The sequence below is a fragment of the Cellulosimicrobium sp. BMG9.23 genome (assembly GCF_059159985.1).
Map to the genome: position 1 here is coordinate 360202 of NZ_JBZGBZ010000005.1, position 18578 is coordinate 378779.

Genomic DNA, 18578 nt, shown 5'->3' on the forward strand with positions numbered 1-18578 from the left:
TCGAGACTGCGACCGCGCAGGCTCTCGACCGTTCGCCTCGTAGCATCGGAGGGTGACGATTCCTGAAGCTGCCCTACAGATCGACTTCAAGACCAAGACGGTGGCGCGGCACGGCGTCGTACTGGAGCAACTCGCAGATGGCGACACGGCGGTGCGGTGGTCGGACGGCACGATCGAGACCGTTCCGGCGAAGGGGCGTCTCACTCGGACGCCCGAAGGTAGCCTCATCCACCTCCAGTGGACCGACAAGGCACGATGGACAGGCCTGGCCCAGAAGGATCCCGCAGAGATGGTGCACCGCCTCTTGCGCGGGCGACCCGACGGGATGACCATCGCCGCCCTGCAGAAGGAGGCACTCAAGGAGGGCGTCTCTCAGGGGTGGCTCGAGGCGAACTGTTCGTCCGCTCTCGACCGCCTGGTCGACACCGGCTTCGCCGTGCGACACGGCAAGAGGATCCGCCCGGACGGCATCCTGACTCCCGGCGTCAAGCGACTCATGGACGACACAGAAAAATCCTCCCAAGGAGCTACTTCCGATTCTCAGGGCACCGCCGTGCACGACACCGCTAAAGGCGGCGAAGAGTCTAGGCGGGCCTCTACCGCGCGGTCAGACCCAAAGAAGAACAGTCCCGATTCGGCGCAAGGCATCAGTTCGAGCGGCCGCCACGAATCCCCAGCCGCGACGCCGTATCGCGGCGCAAAGGTCACACACGATCGGGCGCATCTCAATCCCAAGGGGATTGCGGCCGATCTCGCCGACATCGTTGCTCTTCCGCCTGATCAGCGCCGCAGCCATGTCGACAACGTCCTGGCATCAGTCGGCGATCCCTACGCACAGCTGATCGGGGAACTACTCGCCGGGAACCCCGCACCCACCGGAGTACAGGCTCTCCAGGAGGACCCGGGCGCCTTCATAACATTCATCGCGGCGCTGCCAGATGAAGTAGTCGCGGAAGCGTCCCTGATCGCCCGTCAGCCTGTGGTCCGCGCGCTGCTCGCCGCATACCCGCAGGAGAGCAAGGCGATCGCTGCTCCAGCACCGGCCACAACCGACGACGAGCTCAGGTTCGCCGATGCGGTTGAAGCGACGATCACCACATTAATTCCACTCGCGCAAGGCCCAAACGCTGCCAAAACGACGAAATCGGCACTACGGCAGCTGGTAAAGCGCACTACTTCGGCCCTGGCCGAAAGCGCCCGGATTTCCGTGCTGGCCACGGTTCTCGAGGCGGGCGCGACGGCCATCTCCAAACCTGAAGACCGCGAACTCGTCCTCAGAAAGATCTCGTCACTCGTTCCCCTGAGCTGGGACAGCCTCGATGGCGATGGGCGGCTTCGACTGGCTCGCAGTGCGGCGCAATTCACTCTCCGCACGTCCCGAGCACGCCAGGAGCTCATCGCCAACATCTTTCGGACGGACGGCCATGCCGTGAGCGACGATGTCTGGTGGAAAAACGTATCCTTGGTAGACCTGCTCGAGTCTGGCAACATCCTTGCGCCAGTGCTCACCGACCAGGAGGTCGCCGGGTCCCAGGTTCGACCCAGACTTCAGACCGCCGTGCTCGAAGTGTCAACTAGGAAAGACCTGTTCCAGATCCTCGGCGGTGCGCGGGCAGTCGTCGAGCAACTGAACGCCTCCCAAGTCAGCGCAGCCTTCGACCGCGTCTCCCGCCAGGATGAGGCACTTGGCGCCTGGGCGAACGAGATCACCCACACAGCGGAGCGCCAGGCGTTGAAGAGCGATATCGCGAACCAGAGATTGGCAACCGCGGCCGCCGAGAACTCGCACGGTCGCGCCCAAGCCGAGATCACAGCCCTCAAGGCTCGCGCTGAGAAGGCAGAAGCGGCCGCAAAGAGCCTGCGCTCGGACCAGCGCGATCGTCGAGGTGCCGAGGAGCGTCAGCTCAAGATCGATGCCATGCGGGCTCTCGCTCGCCTCCTCCGGCAGATCGACGTATCGCAAATCGCGGGCATCGATTCGCTCCGCGCGCGGGCACGACTCCTCGCGGGACGTGAAGGCATCGAGCCGATCGGAGAGATGGGACTGGACTCCCGTTTCGATCCTGGTCGCCACCTGAGTGTCGAACCGGAACTCGAACCCGGAGACGACGTTGTTGTCAGAACCTCCGGGTATATTTGGGCGCACGGCAGCGAGCAGATCGTCCTGATGCGCGCCGACGTCGAGCGTCCAGTACCTAAGGAGCACGATTGACCGAGTACGCCATTGGGGTCGACTTTGGAACGTCGACATCTCTGGTCGCCGAAGGGCGCACAAGCCGCGATCCCAGAACGGTGCCCATTGGAGAGACCACGGCATGGATGCCGTCGATCGCCGCCCAGGTCGATGGCCGGATTCTTGCCGGTGAAGAGGCGGAGCGTCGTGCGCCCCAGAGCTTGATCCGCTCCATCAAGCGAGCCATCACCGAGAACCGCGACTTCGCAGACGAGGGACTGACGGAGGACCAGGTTAACCAAGTGATCTCCGCCGTCCTGACCGAACTGCGCAACCGCGCCGTCAACCTGGGACTTGACCTCCAGAACGGTTCAGTTCGCCTCGGGTGCCCCGCCATGTGGACCGGTGCCCAGCGAGCTCGGCTCATCCGTCTTGCGAAGAAGTCCGGTATCACGGTCCAGCCCGGAACTCTCATCGACGAGCCCATCGCGGCTGGCGTGGCCTGGATCATGCAGCGAACTCGCAACTTGGGAGTACACACCGAAGGCAAGGTCCTCGTATACGACATGGGAGGAGGAACTCTGGACGTGGCGGTGCTGCACGTCGCCGGGGGCCCGGGAACAGATCCCGAGATCAATGTGCTGGCAGCGCATGGCACCGCCGAAGCGGGCGACATGGTCGACCAGACAATCGTCGAGCATTACCTAGCGACGAACGAAATCGAGCATCTCGGCTTGGAACGTCGACCCGTCGCGCAGGCTTACCTTCTCCGAGCAGCCCGCGAGGCAAAGCTTGACCTGACGAGAGCATTGAGAACCTCCGTCCACGTCGAGTCGACAGGCGACCCTCTACCTGACCTCGAGATCGAGCGCACAGAGTTCGAAACAATCATCACTCCCCAGCTTGATCGCTCGACCCAGACGGCGCACGAAGCGATCCGGGCATCGCTGCTCACGGAAACTCTCGATGCCAACCATCGGCAGTACACGCCGATGGAACTCCGCAAGATGAGCGACGAAGAAATCCGCTCATCCATCTCCTACGTGCTCCTGGCCGGCGGCATGAGCCGCACGCCGGCGGTAGAGCAGCATCTCCGTTCCCTCTTCCCTGACGCTGAGATGCATACCATTGCGGACATACCGCCCGACGAGGCGATCGCGGTGGGGCTGGCGGAGACGGACACCTACGAACGCCTGTCGCTGCACCGGCCGGGCTTTGACTTTGTCCTCGAGTGGAAGGACCGCGGCAAGTCGCGCGAGCACGTCATCTACGAGGCGTACACACCGTTCTACTCCGGCCTGCAGGTCTTCAACGCAGACACAGCAAAGTACTCATTTCGCGATCGCGGCCGCATTCTACCCGTCGCCGGCGAAGGGCGACTCTCAGTAAGATCGCTTGACGGCGAGCGTGTCAACTTCACATTTCCCGGCAATATTGCACTCGAAGAGATCCCCGTCAGCTTCGGACCGCGCTTTGGCTTCGTCCTCTCGCAGAACGGACAGATCATCATTCAAGACAGGAGCTCGGACCGGCTGCTGAAGCTGGACCGCTGGCCCGTCCTGAAAGGTCCTGGCTATGGCGACTCGCTCCGTGTCATGAAGCAGAAGGGCGACTTCGGCGAATCGTCAAGAAAGACGTGGCGTGATTACGAGGCCGGTCAGTAGATCGAGTTAGGCTGCGTCACCTACGACAAGGAGGTACGCGACAGTACTAAGGTCCAATGAAAGTTTCGCCTTGGACCTGATCGCTCGGCTCTCACGCTGCCACTGGGCGTCGATGTTCCTGATCGCGCCGCGTGCCATGCGAATCATGCGGTCGTCACGCGATCGACCGCTGCCGCTCGTTAGATCTTCCACCCACCTTTTGCGCTGAGCGTCGTGTGATCGTTCCTTGGCGCCCAGCCGCGCCGAGACCAGGGCCCTGTTATCTGCTGAGCGCTTCTGTTCCGTGAGGGAGTGCCGGTCCCACGCCTCGTTGGCAAGGTCATCAAGGAAGTCGGCGATGTGCACGCCGTCCGGTACCGCACCATCGACCAACGTCCCGGAGGCCAGGGCCGTGAGCAAGAGATTCTCGACATCTAGAGCAGGCTCGAGTGTGGCACAGTCGATAGCAGTCGCCCACATCTCCAGTCTGGGCCGAATTCCCGTGCTCTCGGCCAGGTCGAGCTGGACCGCATAGCAAGACCCGAGTTCTAGTCCGGGCACGTAAACCACTCCATAGCGGTTCAAGCCCATTGCGTCGTTTTCTACCTCTCGAAGCGCGGCCTCGATTAACGGGTGCCGGACCGACACTAGATCGACGTTCTGCTTGCTCGCGGTTGACGCATCGAAGGTCACGTCAAGCACGCCTCCGTTGCGCAGGCCAACCTCCAAGCGGTTGTATCGGTTGCGGTCGCTCCGACGGTGGCGCGCGATCTCCGCGATGCGTTCAGCGACGTCTGGCGTACCGCGAAGTTGCCAGACATGCGGCACCTTCGACGACTTTAGGGTGCCGCCAAGTGGTTCGATCAGGCGGCGAAGCAACCGTTCGAGCTCCGCGGTACCCACGAACCGCCCTCCGTCGGGACCGTTCTCACTCATCCCTGCGATACGCAGACTGTCGAGGCTCGCGAGGTAGGCCCGCGAGTCCTCTAGGCGCTGGAGGTCCTTCTTGTGGTTCTCAAGCGCAGTCGCCTTGGAGTCAATCAACTGCTTCCGCTGCTGCTTGTTCAAGGTCTGGTCGAGAACCTGGCGCGCAACTTCGGCCATCTCCGACTCGAGAATCGGCTCGAGGTCGCCGACGGAGTCACGGAAGATGTCGATCCTCGAGTAGAGGCGCTCGAAGATGTCCGACTCGATCGTTCCAGGAACATGCATGTTGATCACGAAGATCTTTTCCTGCTCCTGACCGAACCTGTCCACCCGACCGATGCGCTGTTCCACACGCATCGGGTTCCACGGCAGGTCGTAGTTGACCACCACGTTGCACGTCTGGAAGTCCAGCCCTTCGGAACCGACCTCGCTGACCAAGAACACCTCGAACTTCCCTTCCCGGAACTGGTTCATGAGGTCGGCGCGCTGATCCATTTTCGTCTGACCGGTCATTACCCGAGCGTCGAACCCGTCCCTCACAAGCCGCTCCTGCAGGTAGTCAAGGGTGCCAGGGAAGGTCGAAAAGACCATGTACTGCACGATCCCGGCCGACTTCAGCTGCTGAAGCTTGATGACGAAGGCGTCGTACTTGGCGTCGCCAACGATCGGGGTGAGGATCTTTGGGTGCTGCGCAGCGAGCTCGGCCCAAGCACTCGCCCGCTCCGCGCCGCCAATTTCGACCTCGTCCGGATCGTCATCGAGGCGCGCCTGTTCCATCGCGGCATTCCGCGCTCGACGCTGGAGCGCAGGCAGACAGCTCGCTGCCTGACGGAGCGGCATCTGCATGGCAAAGCCTGGAGGGGTGTTGGACTCCCTTGCGCGCGCCCTGAAGAACTCCCAGACGAGGTCGTACAGCTCGGCTTCTGCCGGACTCCACCGCACCTGGACCTGCTGCGCCTCACGTACCGCCCGGTCGTCGTGGAGGTCGACTTTACGCGTGCGCGTAAGAGCGCTGCCGAGCGGGTTGAGGTCGGTGATGATCGCCCGGGCCTCGGCCCGAGCCGACGGGTCGAGCGGTTCGTCAGTATCCAGCAGCGAAGTGAGCGTCCGGAAGATCGGGCGCTCACGGAGCGCTCCGCCCACGCTACCGCGAGGACCGGCACGCCCCCCCTGACCCAGTGCATCCAGCTCCCGGAGGGCATTCCGGCCAGGCTCCACGCGAAGCACCGATCGGAGCGCCCGGTTCAACGCGGCATTTGGCTCGACGAGCGCATTGAAGGTCTCCTCATCGGGAAAGGTGCCCTCGTCGAGCAGGTTGAGCAAGTTGAAGAGGTCGGTCGTCCTAAGGTTCACCGGCGTAGCGGACAACAGGAGGAGGTTGTCGGCCAACAGAGAGAAGAGCCTGCCCATGTCGTTTGTCTTCGTTCCCCTGTTCCGAAGTTGGTGCGCCTCATCGATGACCACGAGGTCGAACCGCACGTGAGCCTCGCTCAGGAGCTCGAGGATCTCCTCCTGCGCCCGCAGGGATTCGACGCTGATCACGGCATTGATACTGGGGTCGCCGCCGGACGCCACGTCGGCGGCGATCTTACCGAGGCGATCGGGCTTGATGATCTCCAACGGCCGGTCGAATCGACGGTCCATCTCGTCGCGCCACTTGTACGCCAAGCTCGCCGGCGCGATCACCAGCGCTCGCCGCAGATACCCGCCGGTTGCCTGGTCTTGGCCGAACCTTTGGTCCAGCTCGTTCCAGATCAGACCTGCTTCGATGGTTTTTCCCAAACCGACCTCGTCAGCGACGAGAAGACGTCCGGTCCCTCCTGTGAGCATCCGGATGGCGGGGATGAACTGATAGGCACGGAAGATCGTCTTGCTCGCTGCATACGAGTACAGGACGTCGGTTAGTGGATTGCGCAGCTTGGTGTAAGTCATAGTCAGCGCCACGTCGTCGGCCGCAGCGGCACCCTGCTGAATCCAGAACTTTGGGTCGTAGGGGTCACCTTGGATTCGTTCCAGGCTTTCGGGGCGGAAGTTCCGCGACCGTCCAGAGACCGAGACGGCGATCTGGTACCCGGAACGCAAGCGTGTCACCTTCAGGACGGCGCCAACTTCGCCCGACCCCACCACTCGAACCGTGTCTCCTACCTGGATGTCGCTCGCCGGCTGCATGACCGAGGCTCCGTCCCAGCACCCGTCCAGGGCGGTCAGCGACCTGTCGATGCGGCCAGTTGACGCTGGCGTGGCTCGTCTGGACCGGAACGCCTGCGGCGCCTCTTCCTGAGCGCCGGTAGCGCGCGCTACGGCGTACCAGCGGCCGCGAAACCACTTCGCATAGACGCCCCGAGGGAGGTCGATCTCGGCGTCACGCGGTACTTCACGAGTTTCATGCGCTCGACCGACGAGCCGTTGGACGTCCTCCTCGGATCCAGTTCCCACGACCAGCAGGCGTTCGAGGTCGTTCTCTTCGATCCAGTCCAGCCCTGCACTCCAGGGCAGGTAGAGAAGGTCATCCATGGCAGTCCTTTGGTTGTCTCGACGGTTGACATGCGGTCGCAAATTCCACACGGGCGTTGCGCCCCGGGTTCAGTGGAGGCTCGGAACTGACGCCTCGACGGTAGCTGGGGTGGTGTTGCGACGGTAGTAGTCGTCCTCGAGCTGGGCGGTCGGCGTCATGCCGATCTCGACGTGTTTGCGTCGGTGGATGAACCAGTCGATGTACTCGGCGGTGGCAGTGTCGAGGTCGTCGATGTTCCTCCAGGGGCTCGCGGTCGCACACCAGCCCGGCCTTGAACAGCGAGCTGACGTCTCGGCGGCGGCGTTGTCGTACGAATGGCCGGTGGACCCGACCGAGGCGACGATGCCGGCCCCGGCGAGCCGGTGGGTCTTAGTGAACCGCACATATTGGATGCCCTTATCGCGGTGGTGCGTCAGGCCGGTCACGTCGCGCCCCTCGAGCATGTACGTCGAGATCGCAATCTCTCAGGGCGTCCACTGCGAGGTCAGTGTGCAGCGACCTCGACAGCTGCCATCTGACCACCGGCCGGGACGATGTCCGTGACAAAGGCAGTGGCCCAGCCGGAGAAGGTGCGGCGGTAGGTGAAGTCGCAGACCAATAGCCTGTTCGGGGCGTCGGCGGGAAGTTGCGCTCGACCAGGTCCGAGCGGATCGCGGTTCCCGGGCCGCCGATCGTGGTGCGTCGATCATGCGGGCGCCGTAGACCCCAAAGTATCCGCTTGCACCCGCTCGATCAGCGTGGTCGGAGCCGCGTCGGTCACCGACGCGACGGCGCAGGCGTCTTGGTCGCGTAGTACGCGCTCGGCGCAATCTGCATCCCTGCACCGGCAAGGACCCGGCAGATCGGCTCGACCCCGAACCTCTCGCGGTGCTGGTCGATGTACTCGACCAGCACGGCCGTGCTCACCTGAGCTTGCAATCGAGCTCCGCCGCGGCGAAAGACGCCGACGCCGTCCGCAAGAACTCGTTCGCCCGCCACAGTTCGCGGACCGCCCGCTCGAACTCGTTGATCCGCGCCTGCTCCGCGGTGGTCGTCCCGGGCCGGTCGCCCGCATCGACCTCGGCATGGGGCACCCCAGTTCCGTAGCCTCTCGGCATCGATCCCGAGCTGCTCCGCGACCCGGCGCAACGCCTAGGTCCTCAACGCCGGATCACGTCGCAGATCGACAGCCATCCGGATCGCCCGCTACCGCAACTCGGGCGGGTACTTCCTCGGCGCAGCCATTGCTCTCATCCTTGCGTGGATTGAGAGTCTCCATCGGACCCGGGGCGCAACACCGCCCGCGGCAGCGTGACAAGTCGCGCGGCCGATCGTCGGCGCACCCGGATCCTTCGGCCAGTCGATTGGGCTGCGGCCGCCGTCCGTGCGAAGCTCCGCGTGTGCCTTCAGAGAAGCGGATCGACGTGGTCGGTGCAGTGATCATGGATCAAGGGCTAGTTCTTTGCGCGCAACGTGGAGCGAAGGGAAGCCTCGCGGGGATGTGGGAGTTTCCGGGCGGAAAGATCGAGCCGGGCGAGACACCACGCGAGGCGCTCCAACGAGAGATCGACGAGGAGCTCAGCTGCGTTGTTCGCGTCGGTGAACACGTCGAGACGACCAGCCACGCGTACGACTTTGGGGTCGTGACACTCACCACCTTCTACTGCGAGCTCGTCTCCGGTACGCCCACTCTCTCCGAACATTCAGCAGTCCAGTGGCTGCCGCCAGCAGACCTTGGCACGCTCGAGTGGGCGCCTGCCGACGTGCCGGCTGTCGAGAGGATTCAAGGAGACCACGCGCCGTGACCGCCGACTTTGTCTGGAGCGAGCGGTTCAAGCTCGACGTCGATTACGGGTTCCTCAGCACCTCCACCCACGGGGCTCCACGGAGCCACAACCCGCGCATCGTGCTGAACAGCGACGGCAGTACCGTGCTGCGGGCGATCCGTAGCGAACTCCGGAGGTGCACATCGTTCACCTTCTCCGTGGCCTTCGTGTCGCCAGGAGCGATTGCTCTACTCAAGCAGGACCTCGTGGAGTTCGACGGCGTGGGCCGCATCGTCACGTCGGACTACCTGGGGTTCAACTCTCCGGAAGCTTTCGCCGAACTGCGCAACCTGCAAAACTTCGGTATTGATGTGCGGTTACACAACGCCGAGGGATTCCATCCGAAGGGTTACATCTTCGAGCACGACAACGCCGTCACCGCGATGATGGGGAGCTCGAATCTCACCCCGAGCGCCCTACTGAGGAACCACGAGTGGAATCTCAAGGTATCCGCTGCGCCCGATAGCGATCTCGCGGCTCAGGTGAGCGACCTCATCGAGCGCCAAATCGCGGACTCTCTCCCGATCACGACCGAGTGGATAGAGCTTTACGCCCAGAGCTACGTGCGGCCGAGTGGGCGCCCGCCGCGGGCTCCGCGTGACATCTCGCCTCTGGTGTCAACGACTACTCCGGCTCCAGTCAACCCTACGTTGCGCGACCCGGCGCGGCTCTTCGTACCCGCCGTTCAGGCGGGCACTCCGAGCATCGAGCCGAACATGATGCAGAGGGCTGCACTGGACGCACTCGCGCTCGTCCGGGAGTCCGGCGAGAAGCGCGCGATCGTCATTTCCGCGACCGGTACGGGAAAGACCATCCTGTCCGCCCTCGACGTCCGATCTGTCAACCCCCGGCGACTGCTCTTTGTCGTGCACCGGGAGCAGATCCTCGACCGGACAATCCAGGAGTACAGCTACGTCCTTGGTGGAGAGCTGCATGACTACGGGAAACTGACCGGGTCATCAAAGCATTTCGGCGCCCGATACCTGTTCGCCACAGTTCAAACGCTCTCGCAACCGGACGTTCTTGCGCATTTCGCTGCCGACACATTCGACTACGTCATCATCGACGAAGCTCACCGTTCTGGGTCTGCAACGCACCAGCGCGTGATCGCGCACTTCGACCCAGTTTTCCTGCTCGGTATGACAGCGACGCCCGAACGGACTGACGGGTTCAACGTCTACGAACTGTTCGATTACAACGTCCCGTACGAGATCCGGCTCAACCATGCGCTTGAAGAGGACATGCTCGCGCCGTTCCACTACTACGGGATTACCGACGTTACGTTTAGCGACAGTTCCACCGTCGATGCACAGAGCGACCTCAACCTACTCATCTCTCCCGACCGGATCTCGCACCTAATTTGGGCAATCGAGACCTACGGACACGCAGGGGTCCTCCCGCGAGGGCTGATCTTCTGCAGCCGCAAGGACGAGGCGCGACGGCTCTCAGACGCGCTGAACGGCAACAGCCTGCGCGGTCGGACGCTGCGCACCGCGGCTCTCACTGGCGAGGACTCGATCGAGCAACGCGAGAAGACCGTCGAGAGGCTCGAACGCGGCGAGCTCGACTACATCCTGACCGTCGACGTCTTCAACGAAGGCGTCGATATCCCCTCGATCAACCAGGTCATCTTGCTTCGACAGACACAGTCGGCGATCGTTTTCGTCCAGCAGCTCGGCCGTGGCCTGCGCAAGTACGACGAGAAGGAGTACCTCGTCGTCATTGACTTTATCGGGAACTACGCGAACAACTTTCTGATCCCCATCGCGCTGTTTGGCGACAACTCACTCAACAAGGAGTCACTGCGGCAGAACCTCATCGCTGCCGAGGAGGCTGGCGCACTGCCAGGACTGTCGAGCGTTCAGTTCGACAAAATTTCTCAGGAACGGGTGCTTTCCTCGATACGGGATACCAAGCTCGACGACATGTCACGTCTCAAGGCTGCCGTCGTCGCGATGCGCAACCGGGTCGGCGGCGTGCCCCAACTGTGGGACTTCTTCCGCTTCGAGTCAGTCGACCCTGTGCTGCTCGCGACGAAGAAGGAACACTATCCTGCGCTTGTCGAGAGCGCGCTGAAGGTCGATGTCGAGCTGCCTGGGGAGGCAGGCCGCACTCTCCAGCTGTTGTCCCACGAAGTGCTTCCCGCCAAGCGTGCCCACGAGTTCGTCCTGCTCAGAGCGCTGCTCGACGACGTTCGCGTCCCGCTACCGCGATTAGAGTCCATGTTCCGCGACCGTGGCCTTCCCGCGAGCAGAGCCCACGTTCAGAGCGCGATCGACACGCTCACGCTGGACGGCTTCGCTGAAGCTGATTGGAAGCGATACCGCGGCGGGATCGTCGATCGCGACGGCGAATTCGCGGTCGCACTCAGGCCGGAGGTCGCGACTGCCTACCGGTCGAACTCGGTCTTCTCGAGGGCAGCGGACGACCTCCTGGAAACCGGTCTCGCCCTCGTGAACAAGAACTACAACCCGTCATCGGCCTTCACTCCAGGACGACAGTATTCACGCAAGGAGGCTTTGCGTCTTCTCTGCTGGCCACGCAAGTGGGCCTCGACCGTCTACGGCTACAAGGTTGACCACTCTACCGGGCCGGCACCTGCATGCCCAATTTTCGTAACGCTGCATAAGTCCAACGAAGTCTCTGCCAGCACCGCGTACGAGGACACGCTGCTCGACCCGTCATCGATGCTCTGGTACACGCGGAGCCGCCGCACCCTGTCGAGTAGCGAAGTCAGACCGATCGTCTCCAACGACGTGGGGATCTACGTCTTTGTCAAGAAGGACGATGCAGAAGGTACTGATTTCTACTTCCTCGGTCAGGCGACGTCTCATGATGCGGAGGAGACAAAGATGCCCAGCTCAACGGGCGGGGGCCTGCCCGTCGTACGCATGGTTCTGCGATTCAATTCACCAATCGAGTCCGCTCTCTACGACTACTTCCACCCGACAGTCCTCAGTTGAACGGCCCAGGCGATCGACTGACGCAGACCGGGACCTTCGCCGCACCGCTGAAGCGCAGGCGTCCGGCGGTACACCACGGGTCCGTGCCTGCTCTCGGGCGTGGCGCCTGCTCAGAGATGTCCGGCGACAGCTTCGAGCCTCCCCCGCGCGCCGGCGCTGAGTCGCGACAGCCCGAAGACGGCGGCGGTCTGGCGGAGGACCTCCTCGTGGTTGAGCGCAGCATCGGCGTCGACGAGGGCTCGCATGGCGTTGGAAATCTCCTCGGGAGCGACCTCGTCGAACCGACGAGTGGCATCCGCGTCAGGTGTCCGGACCACCCTCCATGAGTCGGGGTCGACCTCGATCGGCCAGGCAAAGACACCGAGCGCGCTCTTGCGGATCTGAGCACGCGGAACAAGCTTCGCGATGTCGAGCGCTCGCGACGCCCGGACCGCGGTGAGGCCGAACCGGCGTCCGACGATACGCACCAGGCGGTCGAGCGCCACCGGCCCTTCGACCGTGATGACGTCCATGACCTGTGCTCGAACAGCGACCGCAGCCGCACGGTCGGGCAGGGCATCGAGCACGTCGCGACTGCCCACGACCTCGGTGTGCGCGGGCACGAAGACGCCGACCTGGGCTGTCGCTGGGGAGAGGATGGCCCGGTCGGGAGTGCCGGGCATTGCCGCGTTCGCGCCGCCATCCGCCGACGGGACAACGGTGAGCGTGCTGACCAACCGATCGTCGATGCCTGCGGTGACGTCAGGCCGGTTGTGGGGCAGTTCGTCAGGCGCCTCGAAGAGATCGGGCGTGGCGCCGAACAGGCTGTGGACCTGGCCGTAGGTGAACTCGTCGCGCTCCTCGGTCGCTCGGACCGTCGACGAGACCGGGGCAGCCGACACCTCGTCGCGGCGCTCCAGCTCCCCGACGATCTCCTCGCTCGTGGCGAGCGCGAGCTCCACCTTGTCGACCTCGGCGAGGAGCCGGTCGACGACCTCTTGGCGGTTCTGCAGCCACATCGGCCACCAGATCCGTGCGACGGCGGGCCAGCGCATGAGATTTCGCAGGACCTCGACGGGAAGGACGTCCCGGTCGGAGACCGTTCCGCGAGACCTCCAGCTCTCCCCGTCGAGAAGCACGGGCAGGAGAAGCCGATCCGGCCGGTCCGGTCGGGCGAGGACGAGGTCCAGCCTGAAGTCGGAGAGTCCGACGTCGGTGAGGACGTGCAGCCCGGACTTCCGGAGTGCCTCGGCGACGTCGTCGCGGTGCCGGTCGCGCACGGCGACTCGGTCGAGCCCGTCGCCGACCTCGGCGCGATCGTTCGCGTCCCGGGCGAAGAGCAGGAACTTCTTGAGGTCCTTGACGCCCTTGTAGGTGGCACTGTCCGCGTCGAGCTCGTCGGGGTCGAAGCTGCAGAACACGATGTTCTTGCGCCGGGCCCTCGTGACGGCGACGTTGAGCCGTCGCTCACCGCCGAGGTTCGACAACGGCCCGAAGTTCAGGGGGATCTTTCCGTTCGCCTGCTTGGAGAACGCGACGGAGAAGAGCACGACGTCGCGCTCGTCACCCTGGACCTGCTCCAGCGCCTTGACGAAGAGCACGTCCGACGGGCCCATCGCCGATTCGTTGCATGCCGCCTGGACCGCCGGGTCGCCCGTGTCCTTGAGCAGCTCCTCGATGAGCTGACGCTGCTGCTCGTTGAAGGTCACGATGCCGATCGTGGGCGGGTTCGGAACGGCGAGAAGTGCTCGGACGGTGTCCACGACGGCGAGAGCCTCGTCGGCGTTGGTTCCCCTGCCGGCGACAATCTTCTCGGTGGTTCCGAACTCGCGTTTCTCGCTGCTCCCGGCACGGATGAACGACCCGTCCACCCGGACGAGCTCCACCCCGGTCGCTGCCGAGAGCAGCGTCGGCGCCGGGAAGCTGCTGAGTTCGCCGTCGTAGTAGGCCCCGTTGCTGAACGCGATGAGCGCTTCGTCCTGGCTGCGGTAGTGCCAGGAGAGCCGCAGCGTCGGCACCCGTGCGAGCTCGCACTCGCTGAGGATCGACTCCTGGTCCTCGACGATCTCGAGCTCGGGATCCTCGATCTCGTCCTCCGTGGCGGGCCGCGTACCGACCTTCCTGGTCGGGGGCATCTGCTTGCTGTCCCCCACGACGACGACGGCGCGGGCGCGTCCGATCGCCCCCACGGCCTCGGGAACGGTGATCTGGGACGCCTCGTCGAAGATCACGAGGTCGAAGTCCATGACACCCGGTGCGATGAGGTCGACGGCCGACGACGGGCTTGCCAGTACGAGCGGCGTCAGTTCCTGGACGGCGCTGCCATAGCGCTTGAGGATCGCGCGCGTACCCAATCGCCCGCGCGTCTTCTCCAGCTCGCGCGCGAGCCCGCCAGTACGTGCACCGAGGCCCTTCCCGCCCCTCCGTTCGAGGAGTGCGGCGGGGCCGCTCGTCACCCATTGCCGTCTCGCCTCGGTCTCCGCCTGCGCATAGGCGACGACGCGCCGGTCGTGCGCCTCCGAATCGAAGCGGTCGAGTCCTTCGGTGCGCAAGCGTTCGGTCTCCGACGCACGAGCCAACCCGCGTTCGAAGGCCTCGTCAACCTGGTCTGCCGGGAGGCTTCCGTCGAGGATCTGAGCGCGGACACCACCCATCCCCGCGTCGATGAGCGGCTGGAGAAAAGCGACGAGCTCGGTCCACCGCTGGAGCGGGAGAAGCCGCTCGTGGTCGATCTGTCCCCGCCAGGTGACAGCGTGGCGCCGGGCGGCAGACGCCAGGCTGGTCCCGTCCCGCCACACCTCGAGGTCGGCGGGCGTCGCGCCCAGGACCTCGAACGCGCTCGTCCACGCGTCCGCGTACGCGCGCAAGGGCTCCAAGTGGTGGCCGATCCCGGTGATGGCAACCTCACGGACCGTCCGTCCCCACGGGGAGTCCTCACGGAGCGGCTCTGTCGCGCTGCGGAGGTCGTCGAACCGACGTCGGGCACCGTCGAGCACTCCGTCGACGAACACGTTGATCCGCTGACCCGGTGCGAGCCCCGGCGTCCGTGCGAGCGTCTCCATGCACCAGCGTGCGGTGTCCTGCGCGGCGATCAGTGCGCCGAGAGCGGCACGGGCGTCCCCGGGAGCGAGCGTCGCCCCGGCCGGAAGGTAGGCCCGAAGCGGCTCGAGCGCTGCGGTCTGCCGCTTCGCGCGACCGAGGACCCCCGACGTCGTCGCGGTCTCGAAGGCGGACCAGATCTGTCGAAGGTCCAGCACAAGGACGTCCGGGTGGAACCCGCCCAGATGCGCCCGCCGCTCGGCGACGGCTCGTTCGCACGCCTCGAGGCTCTGGCGGGCGCCGTCAGGCCAGGTCGGCTGCAGCACTCCGTCGAGCTCGTGTCCGTGGGGAAGGAGGGGGTCGGCGGCGAGAACAAGAAGCCGCAGTTGTCCGGGGGTGGTCGCCGAGTCCAGCGCGGTGCGCAACGGCCCGGTGAGTGTGTCGCTCCATGACAGGCCGTCGAGGATGCCCCGCACGGTCGCGGTTGCAGCCGTCGTGACGTCACGAGACCCGGCCGGAGCGCGCCCGACGAACCGCCACGGGTGGCCGTGGCGCACGTCCGCGGTGGCGGCGAGCTGCGGCAGCCGCGAGAACGCCTCCCTCACCTGGTCCACGAGGTCCGGACGGTGCGCGACGACCTCGGGCTGCACCTCGACGACATGGCCTTCGCCGAGGACGAGAAGCCTGTCGTGCGCGCCGTAAGCTGACAGGCCGACGGGGTTCTCCCGGTGCAGCCGCGTCGGGTACTGCCCAAGCTCGTAGCGGGAGCTCTTGAGCCTCCGCTGGGCGTTCTCCATCGCGACAGGGTCGGGTGTTGCTCGAGTGCTCAGCGAGCGCTTCAAGTGGTCCCGCACGACGGCTGAGCTGGAGCCCTCGTGGTGAAGGTTGAGTGTGAAGGGCGACATCCCGATGGCGTCGAGCCGGCGCTGGACCACGGCGAGCGCGGTGCCCTTCTCCGCGACGAACAGGACCTTCTGGCCGGCCTGCACGCACTCGGCCACCATGTTGGTGATCGTCTGCGACTTGCCCGTGCCGGGTGGGCCTTGGAGCACGAACGTGCGCCCCTCCTTTGCCCACAGGACGGCGCTCTTCTGAGTGGCGTCCGCGGGGATGGGGGTCTGCAGGTCGTCCAGCGCGGACAGATCGATGTGGCCGTTACCCGCGACCGCAGGATCGACGAAGTGCTCGGTCGGCGTGTGCACCAGGTGCTTGACCAGCGGTTGCTCCAGGAAGGAGTCGCCGTGCTGGTTGAGGTCGCTCCACATCCGGAACGCGGTCAGATCGAGGACGGCGAGCCGCGCCTCCGCGGCCACGGTGAACGGGAGTCCGCGCGCGGCGACGGCCGCCCCGACCGCCGAAAGCACCGCATCCACATCAATCCCGGCACGGTCGGCGGCTGGCTCGGCCAGCTCGGGAATCACCAGCTCGTGCTCGCTCCGCAGCCACTCGATCAGGGCAGCATTGGGCGTGGTCTGCGAGGAGGTGTCCAGCGCAACCGAGAACCGTCCCCTGACGCGGCGTTCGGCGAGATGCACAGGAACGAGGATCAGCGGAGCCTCAGCCATCGCCTGCCCCTTGTGGGACCACTGAACGAGGCCGAGGCACAGGAAGAGCGGGTTCATCCCCTTCTCGTCCCGCGCCTCCTTGGCACGACGGGCCATCGTCCGGAGCTCTGAGACGAACTTTGTCCTCGTCACGGCGCCCGGGGTGGACTTCGCGCGGCTGATCCGTTGAACGTAGAGCGAGCGGTCCTGGAACCGTCGAAGGAGCTGCTCCGGCTCGAGCTCGAGCGCGTTCCGGAACTCCTGAGCCCGGTCGACTTCGGAGACCTCGCTGCCGTGCACGAGGTTGAACTCGACATCCTGATTCAGGCGATCCTCCAGTTCGCCGAGCGCCGTTCCGGGAAGCACGAACGGCTGGACGGTCGGTCCATGGCCAAGGTTCAGCAGCGCGTTACGAGCGTTCAGGCTGAACAACGACGACTTCCATGTGCGGAACCTCGTCGGGTGGTGGTCGACATGCCGAGGGCCAGGCGTGACGCCGTTGGCGGAGTCTTCCACCCGCAGCACTGCGGGACGTTCGCCTGCTTGGTACTCGATGACCTCCACGACACCGTCCGACCGCGCGCTGACGGCAGGCAGCGGCCGAACACCGTCCATACGAGCCGCTGCGACGTCGATCAGGGCCAGACTGCCGGCGGTGCGCCCGTCACTGAGGTTCGTTCCACGGGCGACGAGACCTGCATCTCGGGGTGAGACCGCCTTCCCAAGGGTGAACGTCGTGGTCTCGATGACGCCGAGCAGCCCCGATTCGACAAGGCTGCTGATGCCGGCAACGTCGAAATAGGTAGGCCGGCCGGGGTACCAGTCCTGGTGTGTTCCCTGTCCGGGATCCCTGCGCCAGTAACCGACGAAGATGTGTCCCGGGATCAGCACGAGCACAGGCAGCAGTCCGACGTGCTCGAGTACCGCAGCCATGAGCACCGTGGTGTCCATGCATGTACCGAGCCCACCGCGCGCGACATCGCCGTGGTCACGCACCCGCTGCCCGGCCTTGGTGTAGTCCCATCCAGGTGGAGGCTCGGAGTAGGCGATCTTCCGCGCCCGGAGCGCCTCGTAGACCGCGATCACCGTGTCGTCGACCCGCTTCGCCGCGAGCCCGGGATCCTTTGCCTGAAACGCCTTGAAGCCCGGGTCTCCAGTCTTCGCGCCGAGCACGTCCGCGGCTTCTCGTGCAACCGCCGCGACTTCGGGGTGGTTGGGCCGCACGAAGGAGGCGAGAAGTGCCCGGGCGAGACCGCCCCCGGAACCGTCGCGTAGAAGACGTGTCAGGCGTGCCACCTCGGTGCCGGGCCCCGAGAGTCCGGGCGGTTGAGCATGTGCCTGTAGTTCGTTCACACGTCGCTGGAGGGCGGCCCGGTGGGAGGGCGTTCGGCGCGGGTCGCCCTGCCAGTTCCACAGATCGCGTGGCTGCACGTCCACCGCGGTCGCCTTCTGCGCGAGGACGGTTCCCCGCGCGGACACAGTCACCACGCACTCAGCCGTCCGGCGCTCGTCGATCGTCGCCATGACCGTGGCAGAGAGCGGCACGTGGACGCTACCGAGGTGCAGAGTTGGGGTGCGCACCGGTCCGTCGTGGACGACGGTCGATCCGTAGCGCAACTCGCCGTCAACGAGTGCGACCTCGACACGCGCCTCGGAGAGCGGCGCGGAGACGGTCAGCGTGACTTCGGTGATCTGCGGGATCTTGGCGAGCGACGAAGCCCAGGACCATTCCTCGCTGACAAGGGTCTGCAACTGGACGTGAACGTCCGTGGGATCTGCCTCGGACCAGGGTTGGTCGCTGTCCAGCACGTCCGTCACTCGAGGCTCCTGCTCATCTCACGATCACGTTCCCGGTGACCATCGCCGGTGATCGAGGTGACTGTAACGCGCCGAACCGACACAAAGTCACCGTGCAATGTCCTTCGGCAACCGTTGTCGGGTGAAATTCTTCCGGCAGTTCTCACCGCGTTCTTCCGGTGGCGGGCAGCAG

9 protein-coding genes are annotated in these 18578 nt (G+C 65.0%); 4 read left to right on the forward strand and 5 right to left on the reverse strand.

Annotated features, from left to right (window positions below; translation table 11 throughout):
* The first annotated feature begins 52 nt into the window (after nucleotides 1-52).
* Together AC4H2G_RS10465 and AC4H2G_RS10470 are read left to right on the forward strand one after the other, a co-directional pair.
* Complete coding sequence (locus AC4H2G_RS10465; RefSeq protein ID WP_494365691.1) at nucleotides 53-2212, forward strand: hypothetical protein; 2160 nt, start codon at nucleotides 53-55, stop codon at nucleotides 2210-2212.
* Nucleotides 2209-3837 carry an Hsp70 family protein gene (locus AC4H2G_RS10470; RefSeq protein ID WP_494365692.1) on the forward strand — a complete coding sequence of 543 codons (1629 nt, stop codon included), beginning with the start codon at nucleotides 2209-2211 and terminating at the stop codon, nucleotides 3835-3837. Before AC4H2G_RS10465 ends, AC4H2G_RS10470 begins: the two co-directional genes overlap by 4 nt.
* Nucleotides 3838-3843: 6 nt before the next feature.
* Here AC4H2G_RS10470 and AC4H2G_RS10475 read toward each other — a convergent pair whose 3' ends face one another.
* The 4 genes from AC4H2G_RS10475 to AC4H2G_RS10490 form a co-directional block, all read right to left on the reverse strand.
* A complete protein-coding gene (locus tag AC4H2G_RS10475) occupies nucleotides 3844-7257 on the reverse strand; it encodes a helicase-related protein (RefSeq protein WP_494365693.1) in 3414 nt (1137 codons plus the stop codon).
* A gap of 69 nt (nucleotides 7258-7326) precedes the next feature.
* Nucleotides 7327-7683 (reverse strand): transposase domain-containing protein, encoded by a 357-nt coding sequence (locus AC4H2G_RS10480; RefSeq protein ID WP_494365694.1) that lies wholly within the window; start codon nucleotides 7681-7683, stop codon nucleotides 7327-7329.
* 331 nt (nucleotides 7684-8014) lie between these two features.
* Nucleotides 8015-8164, reverse strand: coding sequence for a hypothetical protein (locus AC4H2G_RS10485; RefSeq protein WP_494365695.1), 150 nt, complete (start codon nucleotides 8162-8164; stop codon nucleotides 8015-8017).
* The gene (locus AC4H2G_RS10490) at nucleotides 8161-8331 is read right to left on the reverse strand and encodes a hypothetical protein (RefSeq protein WP_494365696.1); all 171 of its coding nucleotides are present in this window, start codon (nucleotides 8329-8331) and stop codon (nucleotides 8161-8163) included. The genes AC4H2G_RS10485 and AC4H2G_RS10490 overlap by 4 nt, the downstream gene beginning before the upstream one ends.
* A 306-nt stretch (nucleotides 8332-8637) precedes the next feature.
* On the opposite strand from AC4H2G_RS10490, the gene AC4H2G_RS10495 reads away from it, so the two are divergent.
* Together AC4H2G_RS10495 and AC4H2G_RS10500 are read left to right on the forward strand one after the other, a co-directional pair.
* Nucleotides 8638-9042, forward strand: coding sequence for a (deoxy)nucleoside triphosphate pyrophosphohydrolase (locus tag AC4H2G_RS10495; protein ID WP_494365697.1), 405 nt, complete (start codon nucleotides 8638-8640; stop codon nucleotides 9040-9042).
* Nucleotides 9039-12026: a DEAD/DEAH box helicase gene (locus AC4H2G_RS10500; RefSeq protein ID WP_494365698.1), complete on the forward strand. Its 2988-nt coding sequence runs from the start codon at nucleotides 9039-9041 to the stop codon at nucleotides 12024-12026. The genes AC4H2G_RS10495 and AC4H2G_RS10500 overlap by 4 nt, the downstream gene beginning before the upstream one ends.
* Before the next feature lie 110 nt (nucleotides 12027-12136).
* Here the strand turns inward: AC4H2G_RS10500 and AC4H2G_RS10505 are convergent, their stop codons facing one another.
* The gene (locus tag AC4H2G_RS10505) at nucleotides 12137-18406 is read right to left on the reverse strand and encodes a DUF4011 domain-containing protein (protein ID WP_494365699.1); all 6270 of its coding nucleotides are present in this window, start codon (nucleotides 18404-18406) and stop codon (nucleotides 12137-12139) included.
* Nucleotides 18407-18578 lie beyond the last annotated feature (172 nt).

Excerpts from the sequence above, each read along its gene's own strand:
- AC4H2G_RS10475 (WP_494365693.1), bottom strand. The coding sequence starts at position 7,257 with ATGGATGACCTTCTCTACCTGCCCTGGAGTGCAGGGCTGGACTGGATC.